This window comes from Mangrovitalea sediminis (assembly GCF_002514725.1).
Lineage (GTDB): Bacteria > Pseudomonadota > Gammaproteobacteria > Pseudomonadales > Oleiphilaceae > Mangrovitalea > Mangrovitalea sediminis.
In genome coordinates, this window is the sequence record NZ_NTLB01000003.1 from 496,988 (window position 1) to 517,415 (window position 20,428).

20 protein-coding genes are annotated in these 20,428 nt (G+C 57.6%); all 20 read left to right on the forward strand.

Going from position 1 to position 20,428, the window contains the following annotated elements; translation table 11 throughout:
* Positions 1-101: 101 nt before the first annotated feature.
* The gene (gene fliF / locus CLR77_RS09210) at positions 102-1,859 is read left to right on the forward strand and encodes a flagellar basal-body MS-ring/collar protein FliF (RefSeq protein ID WP_097460323.1); all 1,758 of its coding nucleotides are present in this window, start codon (positions 102-104) and stop codon (positions 1,857-1,859) included.
* On the forward strand, positions 1,852-2,907 hold the full coding sequence (gene fliG / locus CLR77_RS09215) for a flagellar motor switch protein FliG (RefSeq protein WP_097460324.1): 1,056 nt from the start codon (positions 1,852-1,854) through the stop codon (positions 2,905-2,907). Before fliF ends, fliG begins: the two co-directional genes overlap by 8 nt.
* Positions 2,908-2,978: 71 nt before the next feature.
* Entirely contained in the window at positions 2,979-3,779 is an 801-nt protein-coding gene (locus CLR77_RS09220) for a flagellar assembly protein FliH (RefSeq protein ID WP_227519861.1), read from the forward strand.
* The gene (gene fliI, locus CLR77_RS09225) at positions 3,766-5,139 is read left to right on the forward strand and encodes a flagellar protein export ATPase FliI (RefSeq protein ID WP_097460326.1); all 1,374 of its coding nucleotides are present in this window, start codon (positions 3,766-3,768) and stop codon (positions 5,137-5,139) included. The genes CLR77_RS09220 and fliI overlap by 14 nt, the downstream gene beginning before the upstream one ends.
* Before the next feature lie 32 nt (positions 5,140-5,171).
* Positions 5,172-5,615, forward strand: a complete 444-nt coding sequence (gene fliJ, locus CLR77_RS09230) for a flagellar export protein FliJ (RefSeq protein ID WP_097460327.1) — start codon at positions 5,172-5,174, stop codon at positions 5,613-5,615.
* A gap of 225 nt (positions 5,616-5,840) precedes the next feature.
* Positions 5,841-6,146, forward strand: a complete 306-nt coding sequence (locus CLR77_RS09235) for an STAS domain-containing protein (protein ID WP_097460328.1) — start codon at positions 5,841-5,843, stop codon at positions 6,144-6,146.
* Between the two features lie 24 nt (positions 6,147-6,170).
* Entirely contained in the window at positions 6,171-7,925 is a 1,755-nt protein-coding gene (locus CLR77_RS09240) for an ATP-binding SpoIIE family protein phosphatase (protein WP_097460329.1), read from the forward strand.
* Positions 7,926-8,011: 86 nt separating this feature from the next.
* Entirely contained in the window at positions 8,012-8,344 is a 333-nt protein-coding gene (locus CLR77_RS09245) for an Hpt domain-containing protein (protein ID WP_227519862.1), read from the forward strand.
* An 81-nt stretch (positions 8,345-8,425) separates the two neighbouring features.
* On the forward strand, positions 8,426-9,811 hold the full coding sequence (locus CLR77_RS09250; protein WP_097460331.1) for a flagellar hook-length control protein FliK: 1,386 nt from the start codon (positions 8,426-8,428) through the stop codon (positions 9,809-9,811).
* Positions 9,812-10,069: 258 nt separating this feature from the next.
* Positions 10,070-10,588 (forward strand): flagellar basal body-associated FliL family protein, encoded by a 519-nt coding sequence (locus tag CLR77_RS09255; protein WP_097460332.1) that lies wholly within the window; start codon positions 10,070-10,072, stop codon positions 10,586-10,588.
* Positions 10,589-10,729: 141 nt separating this feature from the next.
* Entirely contained in the window at positions 10,730-11,728 is a 999-nt protein-coding gene (gene fliM, locus CLR77_RS09260; RefSeq protein ID WP_097460333.1) for a flagellar motor switch protein FliM, read from the forward strand.
* A gap of 70 nt (positions 11,729-11,798) precedes the next feature.
* On the forward strand, positions 11,799-12,260 hold the full coding sequence (gene fliN, locus CLR77_RS09265) for a flagellar motor switch protein FliN (protein ID WP_406564949.1): 462 nt from the start codon (positions 11,799-11,801) through the stop codon (positions 12,258-12,260).
* Positions 12,261-12,265: 5 nt separating this feature from the next.
* Complete coding sequence (fliO, locus tag CLR77_RS09270) at positions 12,266-12,781, forward strand: flagellar biosynthetic protein FliO (protein ID WP_097460335.1); 516 nt, start codon at positions 12,266-12,268, stop codon at positions 12,779-12,781.
* Positions 12,778-13,545, forward strand: coding sequence for a flagellar type III secretion system pore protein FliP (fliP, locus tag CLR77_RS09275; RefSeq protein ID WP_097460336.1), 768 nt, complete (start codon positions 12,778-12,780; stop codon positions 13,543-13,545). Before fliO ends, fliP begins: the two co-directional genes overlap by 4 nt.
* Before the next feature lie 11 nt (positions 13,546-13,556).
* The gene (gene fliQ, locus CLR77_RS09280) at positions 13,557-13,826 is read left to right on the forward strand and encodes a flagellar biosynthesis protein FliQ (RefSeq protein WP_097460337.1); all 270 of its coding nucleotides are present in this window, start codon (positions 13,557-13,559) and stop codon (positions 13,824-13,826) included.
* Positions 13,827-13,832: 6 nt separating this feature from the next.
* Complete coding sequence (gene fliR, locus CLR77_RS09285; protein ID WP_097460338.1) at positions 13,833-14,618, forward strand: flagellar biosynthetic protein FliR; 786 nt, start codon at positions 13,833-13,835, stop codon at positions 14,616-14,618.
* 12 nt (positions 14,619-14,630) lie between these two features.
* Positions 14,631-15,761: a flagellar biosynthesis protein FlhB gene (flhB, locus tag CLR77_RS09290; RefSeq protein ID WP_097460339.1), complete on the forward strand. Its 1,131-nt coding sequence runs from the start codon at positions 14,631-14,633 to the stop codon at positions 15,759-15,761.
* Positions 15,762-15,906: 145 nt separating this feature from the next.
* Complete coding sequence (flhA, locus tag CLR77_RS09295) at positions 15,907-18,072, forward strand: flagellar biosynthesis protein FlhA (protein ID WP_097460340.1); 2,166 nt, start codon at positions 15,907-15,909, stop codon at positions 18,070-18,072.
* Positions 18,073-18,118: 46 nt separating this feature from the next.
* Positions 18,119-19,390, forward strand: coding sequence for a flagellar biosynthesis protein FlhF (gene flhF / locus CLR77_RS09300; protein ID WP_097460341.1), 1,272 nt, complete (start codon positions 18,119-18,121; stop codon positions 19,388-19,390).
* A gap of 208 nt (positions 19,391-19,598) precedes the next feature.
* Positions 19,599-20,411: a MinD/ParA family protein gene (locus tag CLR77_RS09305; protein ID WP_097460342.1), complete on the forward strand. Its 813-nt coding sequence runs from the start codon at positions 19,599-19,601 to the stop codon at positions 20,409-20,411.
* The last annotated feature ends 17 nt before the right edge of the window (positions 20,412-20,428 follow it).

A 20,428-nucleotide genomic window follows, 5' to 3' on the forward strand; every position in this document is an offset into this window, starting at 1 on the left:
TAACCCCCGTTTTTTAAACGACAAGATCCTGTTATTGATGCGCCGGTTTTGGCGCGCGTTAAGGCGAAGGCCAGGGCCTCTTGGCTTAGTGGAGCATTCAAATGGCAAGCGTACCGGCAACAGCTTCCAACCCCAACAATCCTGCTGTTGATAGTCCTGTGGAACGTGATATCGGTGACGAGAGCCGGAGCGATCTGCTGTTTGGTTTCAACAAACTCAGTCTGTTGCGCCAAATTGGCTTGATGATTGGTCTGGCGGCCAGCGTTGCGCTGGGCGTGGCTATCGTGTTGTGGGCGCAGACGCCGAACTATCAGCCGGTTATCGGCAACATGGGGCAATACGATCCCCAGGATGTTACGAAAATCCTCGATCAGGCCGGTATTTCCTACAAGGTTTCACCCGCCAGTGGTGCGTTGCTGGTCAAGAGCGATGACGTCTACAAGGCCCGGATGCGATTGGCCGCGGCCGGCGTGACCGACAATAAGACCTATACCTGGGACATGCTCGACAAGAGTCAGGGTCTGGGTACCTCCCAGTTTATGGAAATGGCCCGTTACCGTCGTGCGCTCGAAGGCGAGCTGGCGCGCACGATCTCCAGCCTGAACTCGGTGCACAGCGCCCGCGTGCACTTGGCTATCCCCAAGCAATCGGTGTTCGTCAATGACAACCGAAAGCCGACGGCGTCAGTGTTTGTCGACGTCTTTGCCGGTCAGCGGCTTAGCGACGAGCAAGTGTCTTCCATCGTCAACCTGGTTGCCAGCAGTGTGCCTGAGATGAAGGGGAGCGATGTCACAGTCGTCGATCAACGGGGCAACCTGTTAACGCATAACGGGGAAGACAGCGAATCCAAGCTGGCAGATGAACAGCTGAGCTATACCCAGCGCTATGAAGACAACCTCAATCAGCAGATTGCCAACCTGTTACGGCCGATTGTCGGTAGCGGACATTTCCGTGCCGAGGTGACGGCGGATCTCGATTTCTCCAGCGTCCAGCAGGCCCAGGAGTTGTATAACCCTGACCAGAAGGCGATTCGCAGTGAGCAGACGCTGGATGAGCAGAAGGTTGGCGGTTCGGAAGGCGGGGTGCCGGGAGCGCTCTCCAACCAGCCGCCGGGTAATGCCACGGCGCCGGAAATGGCGAAGAACGTTCAACAGCAGAATCAACAGGGCGGTCAGAGTTCGTCGTCCTCCCAGACCCAGAGTTCCCAGCAGCCAATGGACGTGCGCAAGCAGGCCACCCGCAACTTCGAGGTGGATCGCACGCTCAACTATCGCCAGCAGGCGCCGGGGCAGGTGCGTCGATTGACGGTGGCCGTGGCGGTGGATGACATAAAGTCGGTTGATCCCAAAACCGGTCAGGTATCCTATAAGCCCTGGCCCAAGGATGAGTTACAGCGCCTGACGATGCTGGTGCGCGATGCGGTGGGCTACTCGGCGGCGCGTGGCGACAGCGTGACCGTCGTCAACACGCCCTTTGCCCCGGAAGAGCCGATCGAATTCAAGCAGCCACACTTCTGGGAGCAGCCCTGGTTCCCGGACCTGATCAAGCAGGTACTGATGGTGCTGGTGATCCTGGCCTTGATCCTCTTCCTGTTGCGCCCGACGCTGAAAAACCTGGCCAGTGGCGGTCGTTCGGCCCGCGACCAGATGCTGGGTGGCGACGGTAGCGGACTCGACGACCTGGACGGCCTGGAAGGTGGCTCCGCCATTCGGGAGGCGTTGGAGAAAAGCGATGAGTTGCTTTTGCCTGGCGCCACCGGCGGCTATGATAGACAGATAAATGCGCTGAAAGGGCTGATCGCTGACGATCCCGCCCGTGTTGCGCAGGTCGTGCGTCAATGGGTCAATGCGGATGAGTGACGAGGATAACAAACCAGCTCCGGCGAAACAGGACTCTGGTGCCCGGAAGCTGCGTCGGAAGGTGTCGCGGCTGGAGTCGGCGGCCATCCTGCTGATGTCGCTGGGAGAGGGTGACGCAGCCCAGATTCTCAAACACATGGGCCCGAAGGAGGTGCAGCGGGTTGGTGTGACGATGGCGCAGCTGCGTGACGTCAGCAAGGAAGAAGTCGAATACGTTGTTGATGAGTTTATGAATGCCGTCGGCGGCCAGACCGGTCTGGGAATCGGAGCCGACGACTATATCCGCACCATGCTGACGCAGGCGTTGGGTGAGGAAAAGGCCTCCAGCCTGATCGACCGTATCCTGATCGGCGGTAATACCACGGGCCTCGATACGCTCAAATGGATGGAGCCGCGCGCGGTTGCGGACATGATTCGCTACGAGCATCCGCAGATCCAGGCGATAGTGGTCTCCTATCTGGACCCTGACCAGGCCGCGGAAATTCTGTCCAACCTGGATGATAAGGTCCGGCTCGATATCGTGATGCGGGTGGCCTCCCTGGAAACGATCCAGCCGCAGGCGTTGCAGGAACTCAATAATATCCTTGAGAAGCAGTTCTCCGGCGGCTCCGGTGCCCAGACCAGCAAGATCGGGGGCGTGAAGCGGGCCGCCGACATCATGAACTACATGGATCGAGGCGTCGAAGGCATGCTGATGGATTCCATCAAGGAGATGGATCCTGACCTCGGCAGCACTATCGAGGATCTCATGTTCGTCTTCGACAACCTGCGCGAGGTGGATGACCGGGGTATTCAGGCACTGTTGCGCGAAGTTTCGTCCGAGGTGCTGGTCGTGGCGCTGAAAGGGTCCGACGAGGAGGTCAAGGAGAAGATTTTCCGCAATATGTCCAAGCGTGCCGCCGAATTGCTACGCGATGACCTTGAGGCGAAGGGCCCCGTGCGCGTCAGCGAAGTCGAAACGGCCCAGAAGGATATCATTACAATTGCACGCCGTATGGCTGAGGCTGGCGAAATCTCGCTGGGCGGCTCCGGCGAAGAAATGGTCTGATGAGCGACAAGTCGTATCGAGATCGAATCCCTTCCGCAGATCTCACTGCTTACGAGCGGTGGGAGCTCCCCTTGCTAGACGACCAGGGCAACGAAGTTGCTCCCTCTTCCCGGGAAGAGGAGATGGATGTCAAACCTTTGACGGCAGCCGACCTCGAACGTATCCATAAGGAAGCCTGGGACGAGGGACATCGGGATGGGCAGACCGAGGGCTATAACAAGGGATACAAGGACGGTCACGAGGCGGGTCACAAGGATGGTTTCGCCAAAGGGGAGGCCGAAGGGTTGGAGGCCGGTAAGGCCCGCGCCCTCGAAGAGACCCGGCAGCAGGTTGAGGCCGGTCTCGATCGCCTGGATATGGTCATGGGTGAGCTGCTCGATCCGATAGAACGCCAGAGAGATGAGGTTGAGTCGGCCCTGGTTAACCTCGCCACCGCATTAACCCGCGTCATTCTCTACCGTGAACTGAAAACCGACAGCAGCCAGATTCGTCAGGTGGTAGCAAAGGCCCTGGACACCTTGCCGTCGCCAGCGGACAACGTCCGTATTCGGGTGCATCCGAGCGACCGGCAGTGGGTCGAGGAAGTCGCCGAACGTTTTGAGGCGCAGAGCCGGATAACGGAAGACGACAGTCTCATGCCTGGTGGCTGTCTGGTGGAGACGCACCACAGTCTGGTCGACTTCACGGTCGAGAAGCGATTCCAGAAAACCCTGCAGACCATGCTCGATCGCCAGCTTTCCCAGTCGGAATCCCTTGAGGGGAGCGAGCTGGATGCGCTGATGGGCGAGCTCACCGACATGCACCGGGAACTGCTCGACGATCCGTCTCCAGCGTCGGATCCAGAGAACGGTGAGCACGATGGCGAGCGCTGAACGAGCTCTGGCTGAACGCCTGCTGAATTTTGCTGAGGCCGTGCAAGACGGCGTTGCCCCGGAATTGTCCGGCCGCCTGACGCGCATGGTCGGCCTCACTCTCGAATGCGTGGGTTGCCCGATGGTTGTCGGGGACCGCTGTCATATCACTGCCGAAGGTCTTGCGCCGGTCGAAGCCGAAGTCGTTGGTTTCGACGGCGACCGTGTCTACCTGATGCCTCTCTCGGCGATTGAGGGGTTGCGTCCCGGTGCGCGCGTTGTTCCCATCGCCGCAGCAAGTCGTGTGCCGGTTGGGCCCCAGCTTCTGGGGCGGGTCGTCGATGGCGCGGGTGAACCCCTCGACGGGAAAGGTCCGCTCCTTGTCGAGGCTCACGTACCGCTGATGGCGGGCATTATCAATCCGTTGCACCGCGCACCCGTTCGCCAGCCAATGGATGTCGGCATTCGTGCCATCAACGCGTTATTGACGGTGGGGCAGGGGCAGCGACTGGGGCTGTTTGCCGGTAGTGGCGTCGGTAAGAGTATGCTGCTGGGGATGATGACCCGGTTTACCGATGCCGATATCACCGTTGTGGGGTTGATCGGCGAGCGGGGCCGGGAGGTCAAGGAATTTATCGAAGACATTCTGGGCGATGAAGGGCTGGCGAGATCCATTGTGGTGGCGTCACCAGCGGATGACTCTCCGCTGATGCGCCTGCGGGCCGCCATGCTGACCACGCGTATCGCTGAATTTTTTCGTGATCGCGGGCAGAAAGTGCTGCTGCTGATGGATTCGCTGACCCGCTATTGCCAGGCGCAGCGCGAAATCGCGTTGGCCGTTGGCGAGCCGCCTGCGACCAAGGGGTATCCGCCATCCGTTTTCGCCAAGTTACCGCAATTGGTGGAGCGTGCGGGTAACGGTAAGCCTGGAGGCGGTTCCATAACGGCTTTTTACACCGTGCTGACGGAAGGTGACGACCAGCAGGATCCGATTGCCGATGCGGCGCGGGCGATCCTGGATGGCCACATTGTGCTGTCGCGTCGCCTGGCTGAGGAAGGCCATTATCCGGCCATTGATGTGGAAGCCTCGGTCAGCCGTGTCATGCCACAGGTGGTGAGCGAAGAACATTTCCGTCTGTCGCAACGGTTCAAGCAGGTATATGCCCGCTACCAGCAGACGCGGGACCTGATCAGCGTCGGCGCCTATGTCAAGGGCAGCGACCCGGAGGTTGATTTCGCGATCGAGCGTATCCCGGCTATGCGCCAGTTCCTGCAGCAAGGACTGAAAGAGAGCTCGCCGTCGGCAGACAGTATCGAGCGCTTGAAAACCGTTCTGGATTCCAGCCAGAATCGAGAACAGGCTGCGCAACCCGGCCACTGATCTGAGCGTTGGCAGGAGAGGTATCGACGGCAATGGTTAAGCGCTCTGAAAGATTGGATATCGTCCTGCAACTGGCCCAGCGTAAGGAAGATGAAGCGCTGGAACGGATGAGTGGTGCGCAGCGGGTGTGGCAGGCTGAAACCCTACGACTGGGCGAGTTGACACAGTATCATGTGGATTACCAGAACCAGATTCGCTCCGCCAGCCGCGGTCAGGTCTCAGCGTCCCAGCTGCAATCCTGGCAACATTTTGTCAGTCGTCTGGCTGATGCAATCGCTCAGCAGCAGCAGCGGGTGGCAGTGGCGCTCGATCACTTCGAGCAGTTGCGAGCGGTCTGGCGGGAGACCTACGAACGCCGGCGTGGCATGGAGCGGCATATTGAGGCGTGTCGGCAACAGGAGCAATATGAGGAGGGGCGTCGCGAGCAGCGTCAACTCGATGAGGCCGCCAACAACCGCTATGCCCGGCGTCGCTGAGATTTCTGGCCGATTTAGGAAGGATGCCGGCACGGAACGGTTTGACGAATATGAAGGGGACTTGTGCTCGGGGAATGCAAAACCGTCAGGGTTGTCTATGCTCTTTTGAGGTAAGCTGTGAACAATGCCTGTGTGTCGCCAAGAGCTGCGGTTCTTGTGTGGTCTACAGGGTACGTGTCGGAAGGATTGGCAGAATCATACAGGGATGAGAGGATAGGGGGCGCTATGGCAATAACCACCCAGCGTTCGACAGACGGACGAACATTGACCATCAACATCGATGGCCGCTTCGACTTCAGCTCGCATCAAGCGTTTCGGGAAGCCTACGAAACCGGCGAGAATGCTGTAGCTGAGTATTTGGTGGACATGCGGGACACTACATACCTGGATAGCTCCGCATTGGGCATGTTGCTGTTGCTGCGGGACTACGCCGGTGGAGACAGTGCCCGTATCCGTATTCTGAATTGCAATGGCGATGTCCGTCGGATACTGGCCATCTCGAATTTCGAACAGCTTTTCGATATCCACTGAACGGCGTCTGAGGCGCCGTTTGGCATGTTATCCGCAATTCCTCCCGGTTCCGCAGTAGCGAGCGGTTCCGATACCCTTAAGATTCTGATTGCTGACGATAGCGACAGTGATCGGCTGATCCTTCAGGCCATGCTGCGCAAGCAGGGGCATGAGGTGGTTACTGCTGTAGATGGCATGGATGCCGTTGAACGCTTTCGTGCCGAGCGGCCCCAGATCGTGCTTCTGGATGCGTTGATGCCCCGCATGGATGGCCGGGAGGCTGCCCGACGTATCAAGGCACTGGCCGGTGAGGCGCTGGTGCCGATTATCTTCCTCACGTCCCTGTCCGATGCGGAGGAGTTGGCCGACTGTCTTGCTGCAGGCGGCGACGACTTTCTTTCGAAGCCCTACAACCGCATCATCATCGAAGCAAAAATCAATGCTTTCAACCGAATGCGGATGATGCATGCAACGGTGCAGGCGCAGCGTGACCATATTCGCGAGCGTAATGAGCAGCTATTGCTCGAACAAAAGACGGCACGCCGGGTGTTTGAGAACGTCGCCCACAGGGGCTGTCTGGAGGCCGGGAACATCCGCTACCTGATGTCGCCGTTGTCTATCTTTAACGGTGATGTCTTGTTTGCCTGCCCAAAGCCCTCTGGCGGCATGCACATTTTCCTGGGGGACTTTACCGGTCACGGGCTGCCAGCGGCCATCGGGGCTATGCCGCTGGCCGAGATCTTTTATGGGATGACCAGTAAAGGGTTTCCCATCGCGGATGTGCTCCGGGAGATCAATCAGAAGCTCAAACGGATACTGCCTACCGGCATGTTCTGTTGCGGGGCCATGATAGACATGAATCTCCAGTTGCAGGAGGTGGAGGTCTGGAATGGTGGCTTACCGGCCGGTTACCTGATTCGGACAGACGGCTCCCGCGTCAGGCTGGTATCCGATCACCTTCCCTTGGGCGTCTTGCCCGCAGAGCGTTTTTCGCCGGAGTGTGTTCGTTATACGTTGCTCCGAGACGAGCGTGTCCTGTTCTGTTCCGACGGCATTTTGGAGGCGACCAACGGGAACGAGGAGATGTTTGGGGAGGCGCGGTTGCTGGAAGTCCTCGACAACTGCGACTCGCCGGACAAGGTTTTCGATGAATTGACCTTGGCCGTAAGGCGCTTCACGGGCAGCGTTGAAAGCCGGGATGACATCAGCCTGGTGGAAGTGGCGATGGTTCCGGAAAAGATGCTCGATGTGCATCAAAGTGTGATTTCGACCGGTCTTACGGGGCCCTCGGACTGGCGATGTGCTTACGAGTTGCGTGACGAGACGCTCTCTACGTTCAATCCATTACCGTTACTTTTGCATATCTGCATGGAGGCTCCTGGGTTACGGCTGTGCAGTGGACAGATCTACACTATCCTGGCGGAAATGTTTTCCAACGCGCTTGAGCACGGAATCCTGCGTTTGTCGTCGACGCTTAAAGGGAGTGCGAGTGGTTTTAGTCGCTATTACGAGGAACGGGAACGGCGTTTGAAGCAGGTGGGTAACCATTTTATACGCTTTGAACTGGAGCATATTTCACAGGAAAATGGGGGGCGACTGCTCATCGCCTGTGAAGATAGCGGCCCAGGCTTTGACTACACTCATCAAGAGGAATGTCCTCAGGCATCAGCTCCGTATGGTGGCCGGGGGATAATGCTATTGCGGCAATTGTGCGATAGCGTGGTCTACTGCGGCAGCGGCAATCGAATAGAAGCGGCATTTGAATGGTCGTTCCAGCAGCGCAGTATGGGGAAGCATTGAGCGCTGGTATCGCTGAGCGGTCAGGTAAGTGCCGGTAGCGTAGTGGGGAAGTCCGACTGGGAATCATGATGAACGAACACACACATTTGGACGATGAAGCCTTGGCGGAACTCCGCGAGGTGATGGATGATGATTTTTCCATTCTGATCTCGACGTTTATCGACGATTCGGCTGAGCGAGTATCCACCTTAAAGAAAAGGTTCGATGCCGCAGACGCGGAAGCCTTTTCCAAGGCCGCGCATAGCTTTAAGGGGAGTTGCATCAACATCGGCGCGCCACGATTGGGCGACTTATGTCTGGAGGCCGAGCAGATGGGGCGTTCCGGCGACCTCACGGGTGCTGAGGATCTGCTTGCGAGCATCGAGCAGGAATTCGAGACCGTCAAGACGCTGTTGCAACCCTATTTAGCCTCCGCCTGAGCCGCTTTCACACAATTTGGCACTGAATTTGCTATCTCTGGTTAGACCCTTTTTTCTTCTGACCAGCGGCAAGAGGTTGCCATGCCAGGACTGACTTTTACGCCGGTATCGTCCACCAGTCTCAGTGATGCCGTTCCGGCGGCGCCTCAGCAGGATGCTGCCAGTGCTTACGGCAGTTTTCAGCAAGTCCATCAGCAGGAAAGTTCACGGATGAACGACTATGCCGCCTTCAGTTCCGGCAATGATGCCGCGTCGGGGGTGACGAACAGCGATAGCGCTCCTTCGCGAAGTACCGCCGATGCCTCTCAGTCTTCCTCTCCGGATGCATCGTCCACGACTCAAACTGCGTCATCCACCACACCCAATTCGTCGGATAATCAGGGCGATAAGGCTCCTGCCTCGTCTGATGACACCCAGTCCACGGCCTCTGCAAACAAGCCCAACCAGGCCGGGCAGAGTGATAAGGCGGATAAGGGCAGGTCGCAAAAGGCGACCCAAAACAAGGATGACAAGAAACACGACAAGAAAGACGACAACAGCAAGGACGCGCAACCCACGAATGTCGCGGCGGCAGACCAACCCTCCAAGTCGTCGTCTGCTGCAGTTTTGAATATCGCCCTCTCCGCTCAATCCGGTAAGTCCCAGGCATCCGGAAAATCGGATCTGCCAGTTGGAAAGGGGAAGGGGGGGAAAGAGGGGCAAGTGGTTGCCGCCGACCTCAAGTTGGGTGATGGCGATGGCAACAAATCGAATAAAGCCTCCGGTATTACCGATCTTCTGAAATCGACTGCTGCCGGGAAAAATGCCCGGCCCAGTCATTCCGATGCTAAGACCAGTACTTTCTTTCAGCAGTTGCAGGCCAGTCACGGGCAGGCAGGGCAGAGCGGGCTGGATGGGAGTACGTCGGGTACCGCGGCCCAAGGAACGCAACAGGCGACGGCCACAGCTTCGGCTTCCCACCAGGGGGCCGCTCAGGCGAAGGCAGCGGCCGGCACCTTGAATCAATATACGACGAGCGTCAATGTGCCCGTGGGGCAAGCGTCCTGGGGGGATCAGATTGCGGGCAAGATCGCCTGGCTGACTCATCAGGGGATGCAAACGGCCGACATTCACCTGAATCCACCCGAGTTGGGGCCGGTTCAGGTTCAGGTTCAGATGCACAACGATCAGGCGAATATCGTTATGCATTCGCATCATGCCGGGATTCGCGACCTTCTTGAGTCCAATGGTTCCAAGCTGCGTGACATGCTGCAGAACAATGGTGTTGGGCTCGGCAGCTTCAATGTCTCCACGCAATCTGGTCAACAGCAGGGTGGCCAGCAGTCTGGCACATCGGGGTCAGGTTCAGGCGGCAGTTCGCGAGGAGGTTCATTATCCGGAGTGACCTCTGTCAGCGATGGTGGTGATGCCGTCAGTAGTGGTCAGATCTCTCTGGCGTGGCGCGGCGAGGTCGATCTTTACGCTTGAGTCCTGTTTTTCCTTTCCCTGTCCCGGCGGGCGCGCATGACTTTGATGTCGCAATTGCGCGCGCCGCCGCAGCATCTTGCCTATAATTGCGATTGCTGATGGCGATACCTATCGTCTTTTGCGCTAAACTTCTGTTTTATAAAGTGTCGACTGGTAGCCTGGTCACCGTCGGGCACAGATTCAAATCGGTATAACCAATCACATGGCATGACTATTGCCTTATCTCTATACAGAACCCGGAGTTGACGACTTTTCGCCATGGCAGAAGCAGATGCGGAGGCCCCAGCCAAAAAGAAGGGCAATTGGAAACTGATTGTCATCGTGATTGTTGCAATCCTGTTGACGGTCGGACTCTCGGTCGGAGCGACTTTGTTTTTTATGCATGGTTCTTCGTCTGCCTCGACGGCAGAGGAGTCGCACGCCGCAGGTAAAGACGGTGAAGGGGAGAAGGCAAAGCCGAACCCCGCGGAATATTATGAAGCGCAGAAGCCGTTCATCGTCACACTGAACGACAGCGGTCAGAGCCGTTACTTTCAGGTGTTTGTGGCATTTATGGCGCATGACAAGGCAGCGCTGGATGGGGTTCAAAGCCTGTTGCCGGATGTGCGCAACCAGCTGTTGATCCTGTTTGGCTCCCAGGATTTCATGGCGCTTCAAACGGACAAGGGTAAGCGCGACTTGCAGAAGGCGGCGCTCGATACGGTGAATGGCATTCTGAAGAAGAATAAAGCGCCACCCATCGAGCAGGTACTGTTTACCAATTTCGTATTGCAGTAGGCCGATACGGGCATACGCTGGAACAGCCTCGATGCAGGGGCTCGGTAGTCGTCTATCCCGTTCGGCGGATTCGTTTCTGCAAGGCTTGACGGGTATCATGAACGAACCACAGGAACCCCTTTCGGGATAACGGGATCTCGCATGCAGGACTTGCTGTCACAAGACGAAATCGACGCGCTTCTGCACGGTATCGACGACGGTGATATCGACACCGAAGACGATTCCGACGAAGCGGGTGTCCGATCCTACGATCTCGCCAGTCAGGATCGGATTGTTCGTGGGCGTATGCCCACGCTCGAGATGATCAATGAGCGTTTTGCGCGCTATACCCGGATCAGTCTGTTCAATCTGATGCGGCGTAACGCCGATGTCGCGACTGGCGGCGTCCAGATCATGAAATTCGGCGAGTACATTCATACCCTGTATGTGCCAACCAGCCTTAATCTCGTTAAGGTACGTCCTTTGCGGGGGACGGGGTTGTTTATTCTCGACGCCAAACTGGTTTTCAAGCTTGTCGACAACTTCTTTGGTGGCGAAGGCCGGCACGCAAAGATTGAGGGGCGCGAATTTACGCCGACCGAGACCCGTATCGTACAGATGGTCCTGGAACAGGTGTTCCATGATATGAAGGAGGCTTGGGCCGCGGTCCTGAAGGTGGACTTCGAGTATTTGAGTTCGGAAGTCAATCCCGCGATGGCCAATATCGTCAGCCCGAGCGAAGTGGTGGTTGTCAGCACCTTCCACATCGAACTTGATGGCGGCGGTGGCGAGATGCACGTGGCCATGCCGTATTCAATGATAGAACCCATTCGCGATGTGCTCGATGCGGGGGTGCAGAGTGATGTCGATGATGTCGACGAGCGCTGGATCACCGCGTTGCAGGAAGACATCATGGATGTCTCGGTACCGCTGAATTCACTGGTGGTGAAGCGTCAGATTTCGCTGCGTGAAGTTTCCCGCTTCAGTCCAGGCGATGTCATTCCTGTGGAGATGCCGGGGGCGGTGACGTTGACGGCCAATGGTATACCGGTTTTTCGCGCCAAGCTGGGTACTCGCAACGGGAAATTGGCGCTAAAGATCACCAGTCGTATTGAACGTCCGAAAGTCGCCAAGTCGCTGAAGGTGGAGAATTATGGCTGAAGACGACAAGCAAAATGATGCTTCCGATATGAGCGAGGATGAAAAACTCGCGGCGGAATGGGAAGCGGCCATGACAGAGGCCGAGACCGGTGCCGATGCAGAGTCGGACGCCAGTGGTGATGTGGAAGACGAATGGGCCGCCGCTATGGCGGAAGCCGAGGCAGGAGAGCATGTTCAACAGAGTTCTGGGGCGGGTGCGCCGGTGGCCAATGTAATGGCTGCACCGATGGAAGAGTTCGATGAGGCCGGGGTTAGCGGCGACGGTAGATCCCCAGACCTGGAAGTCATCCTGGATATCCCGGTGACCATCTCCATGGAGGTAGGCAACACGCAGATTCCCATTCGCAATTTGCTGCAATTGAACCAGGGGTCGGTTATCGAGTTGGACCGGTTGGCCGGCGAGCCGCTGGATGTACTGGTAAACGGCACCCTGATTGCCCATGGCGAGGTGGTCATGGTCAACGAAAAATTCGGCATCCGCCTGACCGATGTCATGAGTCCTGGCGAACGTATTCGCAAACTGACCAAGTGAGCCCCATGCGTAAGCTCGTCTTTGTCCCGTTGCTTTGGCTACCGTCCCTGATGGCGATGGCAGCGGGCTCGGCCGGGACCATCGCCCCGCCGAACACCACCAAGACAATGCTCAGCATGGTGCTGGGATTACTGGCGGTGCTGGCCGTTATTTTTGTCTGCGCCTGGCTCGTAAAGCGCATGAATGGCCTGCAGGGCGTGAACAACGGTGCGATGCGTGTGGTCAGTGTGATTGCTGTCGGCCCCCGGGAGCGCGTGGCTTTGTTGGATGTGGCCGGTACCCAGGTGTTGATCGGCATTACGCCGCAGAACATTCGGCAGTTGCATGTTTTTGACGAGCCCGTGGTGGCGTCCGGCCGCAAGACCGAGGGGGAGTTTGCCTCCCGCCTGCAGGCGATGCTTGCGCGGGGCTTGGGGGGGCAGGATCGCGGGCTTTCCGGCGAAGCCCCTTCGAAATTCGGTCGCAAGGGTTCCGGCCGGCCTGATGGAGGGCAGGACGAAAGAGGGGATTCGGACTCATGAGTTTTGCCCGTTCAGGTCATGTTGTCTGGCGGACACTGATTCTTCTGTTGCCGTTACTCGTCTTGGCCGTGCCTGCCCATGCAGCGCCCATTGGAATTCCTGCCTTAACCGTCACGCCGGGGCCTAACGGCACGCAGGAATACAGCGTTACGATACAAATCCTGGCGCTGATGACGGCGCTGACCTTCCTGCCGGCATTCCTGATGATGATGACGTCGTTTACGCGCATCATTATCGTCTTTTCGATCCTGCGTCAGGCTCTGGGGTTACAGCAGGCGCCGTCCAATCAGATCCTGATCGGCCTGGCCCTGTTCCTTACGATTTTTATCATGGCACCGGTTTTTCAGCGGGTGAATACGGAAGCCTTGCAGCCTTACCTGAATAACCAGATGCCGGCCCAGGAGGCGGTGATCAAGGCTAGTCAGCCGTTTCGCAAGTTCATGATGGCGCAGACCCGGAAGGAAGACCTGAACCTTTTCGTCAAACTGTCCGGGAAGACCTACAAGTCACCACAGGATGTCTCCTTCTGGGTGCTGATGCCGGCGTTTGTCACCAGCGAGCTGAAAACGGCTTTCCAGATAGGCTTTATCCTTTTTATTCCGTTCCTGATCATCGATATGGTGGTGGCGTCGGTGTTGATGGCAATGGGCATGATGATGTTGTCGCCCATTATTATCTCGCTACCCTTCAAGATAATGTTGTTCGTGCTGGTCGACGGCTGGACCCTGATTATGGGCACCCTGGCGGCTAGCTTCGGCATGTAACGGAGGCGATGATGACACCAGATACCATTATCGATGCCATGCGTCAGGCGCTGTGGATGATTGTTGTGTTGTCCTGTCTCATTATTGGCCCCAGCCTTGTGGTTGGTTTGATCGTCAGCGTATTTCAGGCGGCCACCCAGATAAACGAGCAGACCCTGAGCTTTCTGCCCCGTCTTATCGTGACGCTGATTGTCGTGATCGTATTCGGACCCTGGATCATGACCCAGCTGGTCGATGAGACCCGGACCCTGTTTATGAACATTCCCTATATGATCGGCTGATCGCCTGTGCAACCGCTCGTCGTCAATGCGCCGGAAATCGGGCAGTGGGTAGGGCGCTATCTTTGGCCGCTGTTTCGTATCGGCAGTTTCCTGATGGTGGTCCCGGTGATCGGTACGGCGTTGGTGCCCATGAGGGTGCGGGTCGGTCTCGCGCTACTGATCACCATTCTGATCCAGCCGATGATCGGTGCGGTTCCCAAGGTTGATGCGCTAAGTCTTGCGGCCACGGTGATAACTTTGCAGCAGATTCTCATCGGCACCGCCATGGGGTTTGCGGTATTGATGCTGTTCCAGCTTTTCGTCATTGCCGGGCAGATGATGGCCATGCAGATGGGGCTGGGATTCGCGTCGATGGTGGACCCGACGAACGGTATTTCAGTGCCCGCGGTTTCCCAGTTCTACCTGATTTCGATCACGCTGTTGTATCTGGCCATGAATGGTCATCTGGTGGTGTTCGATGTCTTTCTGGAGAGTTTCCGTACCATGCCGATTTCCGAATCCGGCCTGGGAACCAATCATCTCTGGGAACTGGTGCACCACATTACCTGGATGTTTTCGGCGGCCCTGCTGCTGGCGCTTCCCGCGATAACGGCCGTGATGATCGTCAATATCTCATTCGGGGTCATGACCAAAGCGGCTCCGCAAATGAACCTGTTTTCCCTCGGCTTTCCCATTGCACTGCTCTTCGGCCTATTTTCCATCTGGGTGCTGGAAGGGGATTTCCTGCCGCATTTTCAGCGCCTGAGTGAAGATACTTTTGCTTTCATGCGCCACCTGCAGGGGCTGCCCTGACGGAGTATGTAAATGGCTGAGAACGAAGACGGTCAGGAAAAGTCGGAGGACCCTACCGGGCGACGCATCCAAAAGGCCCGGGAGGAGGGGAATATCGCGCGCTCCAAGGAACTGTCGACGATGGCAGTTCTGGTGGGCGGCGCGGCCGCGCTTCTGATATTTGGCTCCATTCTGGGCAAGGCGCTGCTTGAGGTCATGCACATGGCCTTGCAGCTTGACCGGCAGACCATCTTCGATCCGCACCAGATGGGGCTGAAACTGCTCGCCGCTGCGTCGGATGCGGGGCTGGCGACGACGCCGATCCTGGTTTTGCTGTTCGTTGCGGCCGTTGCCGGCACCGTGGCCATCGGCGGCGCGGTGTTCAGCAGCCAGGCGCTGGTTCCCAAATTCAGCCGCCTGAACCCCTTGCAGGGCATCAAGAAGATGTTCTCGCTGAACTCGATTGTCGAGTTGGTAAAGGGGTTCCTCAAGGCTGGCGTGGTGATGGCGATCGCACTGCTGATCCTGCACCACGAAACCGGTGATTTGCTGTCTCTGGCCAACGAGTCTGTCCGGCCGGCGATGGCACATGTTCTGAAGATTCTGAGCTGGAGCTTTTTGTGGCTTTCCTGCTCGATGATCCTGATTGCCCTAATCGACGTGCCGTTCCAGCTGTTCGACTATCGCAAGAAATTGCGCATGACCAAGCAGGAAATCAAAGACGAATACAAGGATACCGAAGGTAAGCCGGAGGTTAAGAGCCGTATTCGTCGTCTGCAAATGGAAGCGGCGCAACGTCGGATGATGCAGGATGTGCCGAAAGCCGACGTTATTATCACCAACCCTACACATTTTGCGGTTGCCTTGCAGTACGACCAGAACACCATGGTTGCGCCTGTCGTGGTCGCCAAGGGTGTCGATCAGACGGCAATGAAGATCCAGGAAATCGCGCGTGAGCATCGTATCGATATTCTGCGTACGCCATCGCTGACCCGGGCGGTCTACCACAATACCGATATCGGTGATGCCATTCCTGCCGGTCTTTACGTTGCCGTAGCACAGGTCTTGGCCTACCTGTTCCAGTTGCGTCGATTCCGGCGCGGCCAGGGGCCCAAGCCGGGTATGCCTGACTTCCCGATCCCCTCAGATATGCGTCACGACTAGCCAAACGGATACCGTGGCGCCCGTTTTGCTGCCGCCGAGACTTTCCTGGCACGGCTTTTGAAACAGTCCCCCCAATATTTCCCGGTTCGTCAAAATCGCGGCGGCCATTTCGCGGGATCTCGTGTTTCAAAAGGTGTCCTGATCCATGGAACGAGCTGTTCTTCTCAATAATGTCAAAATTCTGACTCGCGGTAACCTGGGGATACCGATCCTCCTGGTTGCGGTTCTCGGGATGATGACGTTGCCGGTGCCGCCGTTCCTGCTCGACGTTCTGTTTACCTTCAATATTGCCCTGTCTCTGGTAGTGCTGCTGGTCTGTGTCTATGCGATGCGCCCCATGGACTTTGCTGCCTTCCCAACGGTATTGCTGGTGGCCACCTTGCTGCGACTGGCTCTCAACGTGGCTTCGACGCGCGTTGTGCTCCTGCATGGCTATCAGGGTGGTGCCGCGGCCGGTAAGGTCATTCAGTCGTTCGGTGAGGTGCTGATCGGAGGCAACTACGCCGTCGGCCTGGTGGTGTTTGCCATCCTGATGATTATCAACTTCGTGGTCGTGACGAAGGGTGCCGGCCGGGTGTCGGAAGTGAGCGCTCGTTTTACCCTCGATGCCATGCCCGGTAAGCAGATGGCAATCGATGCTGATCTTAATGCCGGCCTGATCGATCAGGATGAAGCTAAGGCGCGTCGGACTGAAATTGCTGATGAAGCCGATTTCTACGGTTCCATGGACGGTGCCAGTAAGTTTGTGCGTGGCGATGCCATGGCGGGCCTGTTGATCCTGGCAATCAACCTGTTGGGTGGCGTCGGCATCGGGATGGTTCAGCATGATCTGACCTTTGCCCAGGCCATGCAGAACTACGCGCTGCTGACGATAGGTGACGGCCTGGTTGCCCAGATTCCTTCGCTGATGCTGTCGACGGCCGCTGCGATCATGGTCACCCGGGTGGCGACCACACAGGATATGTCTGGCCAGATCATGAGCCAGATGTTCACGGCGCCGAGGGCACTGGGTATTGCCGCCGGTATTATGGTCCTGCTGGGGCTGGTACCCGGTATGCCGCATGTGGCGTTTTTGGGGTTGGGTGGCGTTGCAGGTGGGCTGGCCTATTGGATCTGGAAACAGCAGCAGCAGGTTGACGCCGAAGAGGGGAGTTTTCCGGTGCGTCCGGCAGGGCAGGCGGCAGCGGCCGGCTTGCCTGCGCAACCCTCTGCCGGCGGCGCGGCCCAGGCTTTGCCGGCGCCGGGCGATAACCGCGAGCTGGGATGGGAAGATGTGGCCACGGTGGACATGATCGGCCTGGAGGTCGGGTATCGTCTGATCCCCTTGGTCGACAAGTCCCAGGGCGGACAGATGCTGACCCGGATCAAGGGGGTCCGCAAGAAACTGTCGCAGGAACTGGGTTTCCTGATGCCCTCGGTCCATATTCGCGACAACCTTGACCTCATGCCCAACGCCTACCGCGTCACGCTTATGGGTGTCACCATTGCCGAGGCAGAGATCTATCCTGACCGTGAGCTGGCCATCGATCCGGGGCAGGTGTTCGGGCGCATCGAGGGGATTGACGGTAAGGACCCGGCTTTCGGTCTGGATGCCATCTGGATTGAAGTCTCCCAGCGGGATCAGGCGCAGACCCTGGGTTACACCGTTGTGGATGCGAGCACGGTGGTTGCCACACACCTTAACCAGATTCTGCAGCGTCATGCGCATGAACTGATCGGTCACGAAGAGGTTCAGAAGTGGCTGGAACAGTTGGAGAAGGTCTCACCGAAACTGGCAGAGGAATTGGTACCGACGACCGTTACGATCAGTTTGCTGCTGAAAGTGCTGCAAAGCCTGCTGATCGAAGAGGTTCCGATTCGGGATATGCGGAGCATCGCCGAGGCGATGGTCAACGTGCAGCCGAAGAGCCAGGATCCCCAGGTGCTCACCACGGCTGCCCGGCATTCCTTGCGTCGAATGATTGTCCAGTCGATTTGCGGTAATGACCCAGAGATTCCGGTGATTACGCTGGATCCTGAATTGGAACAGATGTTGCTTAAGTCGTTACAGCAGAGTCAACAATCCGGCGCCGGAGATGAAGTGGGCTTGATTCTTGAGCCTGGCCTGGTGGAGAAGTTGCAGCGTTCGCTGGCGGAAGCCGCTCAGCGACAGGAGATGATGGGTAAGCCTGCCGTGCTCTTGGTTTCGGCGCCATTGCGGCCAGTCCTGGCGCGGTTTGCCCGGTATGGTGTTGAGCGAATCCATGTGCTCTCGTACCAGGAAGTGCCGGACAACAAGCAGATCACCATCGTGTCTTCAATCGGTCAGTAAGGCGTGTGTCGTCGCTTGATAGGCGATATGCAGGAGGTCAGTTACGATGAAAGTCAAACGGTTTATCGCGCCCAGCATGCAGCAGGCCCTGCGCATGGTGCGGGAGGAGATGGGGGACGATGCCGTCATTCTCTCCAATCGCAAGGTCGATGGTGGTGTCGAGATCGTAACGGCCCTCAATTATGACGAAGGCGAGGCCCGCGACCGCTTGGGCAAAGAAGGCGTTGGCGCCACGAATGCTGCACGATTGGCTGAGCTACAGGCGGAACAGCATCGCCGTCTGCAGGCAGAGCTTGACCGCTCACGCCATCGCATTCGTGAAGTACGGGAACGCCGGACTCCGGCAGGGCCTTTCGATGATTTCGATGTCAGCCTCCCGGAGCCTGTTCAGGCGCCCCGGAAGAGTCTGCCGGATAATGACGCGCTGGCGGAAATGCGTGCCGAAATTTTGTCGCTTAAGGATATGATCAGCCGCCAGGGCAATATGAATGAGCCCCAGGTGGCACCGGCGGGAAGAACTGTCGCTAAACGGTTGGAAGAACGACTGACTGAATTTGGTTTGTCGCCGACATTGGCGGCGACCCTGGCGCGTGACCATGGCCGGGGGCGGCTCGATGCCGGCTGGAAATCCGCGCTGAAAACACTGGCGGCCGGTATTCATTGCGAACAGCGAGAGCTGGCCGAGCGTGGTGGTATTTACGCGTTGGTTGGACCCACTGGTTCAGGCAAGACGACCACCATCGGAAAACTGGCGGCCCGTTACGTGCTGCGCTATGGTCCTGAGTCTATTGCCCTGGTGACGACCGACCGTTACCGGGTCGCGGCGCATGAGCAATTGTTTGTTTTCGGCCGAATCCTGAATATTCCCGTGCGCGTCGTGGATGAATCAAACTCGCTCGATGACATTCTCGACGAGTTGACCGACCGTCGTCTCGTGCTCATCGATACGGCGGGACTCACGGCCTCAGACAAGGGATGGGATGAGCAACTGCATGAACTGGCTGCCAGCCGGCATGCTATCAAGCCCTATCTGGTGCTGGCAGCGACCAGTCAGCCGCGTATCATGAAATCGACGTATCATTGTTATAAGATGGTGAATCTCGCGGGTTGCTTCATGACCAAGCTGGATGAAGCGTTAACGCTGGGAGAAGTACTGGGTTTCGCAATGGAAACCCGGTTGCCGGTCGCCTATTACACGGATGGTCAGAAAATTCCGCAGGATTTGCATCAGGCGCGGTCGGTGCCGTTGGTGCGTTTGGCGATAGAGCGCCTGCGCGCGCAGCACGAACAGGCCGCCGTCGCAAATACAGGTGCCTGATCTCTCCGGGGGGTTATACTATCCCGTTAATGTTCCCCGGTTTCCCGAAAGCGTTGTTCTCGTCATATGGCCAGGGAGTGGCGGAGTGTCGGTGCGAAGTCTGGGCATGCGACATGTTTTCGCGGGCTTCCGGGCCCCCTTGCGCTTAACTGCATGAGACGCCCGGGAAAGACCCATAACTACGAATAACGAGAGAAAGTCTTCCGGTATGAGTAAGGCACATCCGGTACAGGTTATTGCCGTCACGGGCGGCAAGGGTGGGGTTGGCAAGAGTAACGTCTCTGTCAATCTTGCTATTGCCCTTTCCGAGCTTGGGCGCCGCGTTGTTGTAATGGACGCGGATCTCGGGCTTGCTAACATCGACGTCCTTCTGGGAATAACCGCCAATCGCAACCTGGCGGATGTTCTCGCCGGCGACAGCAGTTTGCGTGAGGTCCTGGTTGAGGGACCAGGTGGCATTCAGATTGTTCCCGCTTCGTCGGGCACACAGCGCATGACGCAGTTGTCTCCCATGGAACACGCGGGATTGATCAATGCGTTCAGTGAGCTGGGCGACGATATCGATGTGTTGATCGTTGACACGGCAGCGGGCATTTCCGAAGGGGTGGTCAGCTTTTTACGGGCTTCCCAGGAGATCATGCTGGTCGTCTGCGATGAACCCACTTCCATTACTGACTGCTATGCTCTAATCAAGTTGCTGAACCGCGATTACGGGCTTTACCGTTTTCGGGTACTGGCCAACCAGGTGCGGAGTCAGCAGGAAGGTAAACACCTCTACAACAAGTTATCCCGAGTCACCGAGCGCTTTCTGGATGTTGCGCTACAATATGTCGGCAGCATCCCTTATGACGAAGCCATAAAAAAGGCTGTCCAGCGTCAGCGGGCGGTTGTCGAGGCTTATCCGCGGGCCAAGGCTTCTCTGGCTTTCAAGGCGCTGGCGCAGAAGGTCGATGCATGGCCTTTACCGGCGAATCCGCGTGGTCATCTGGAGTTTTTCGTGGAGCGGCTGGTACAGGCGTGATGGGTGTTGTACTGGAC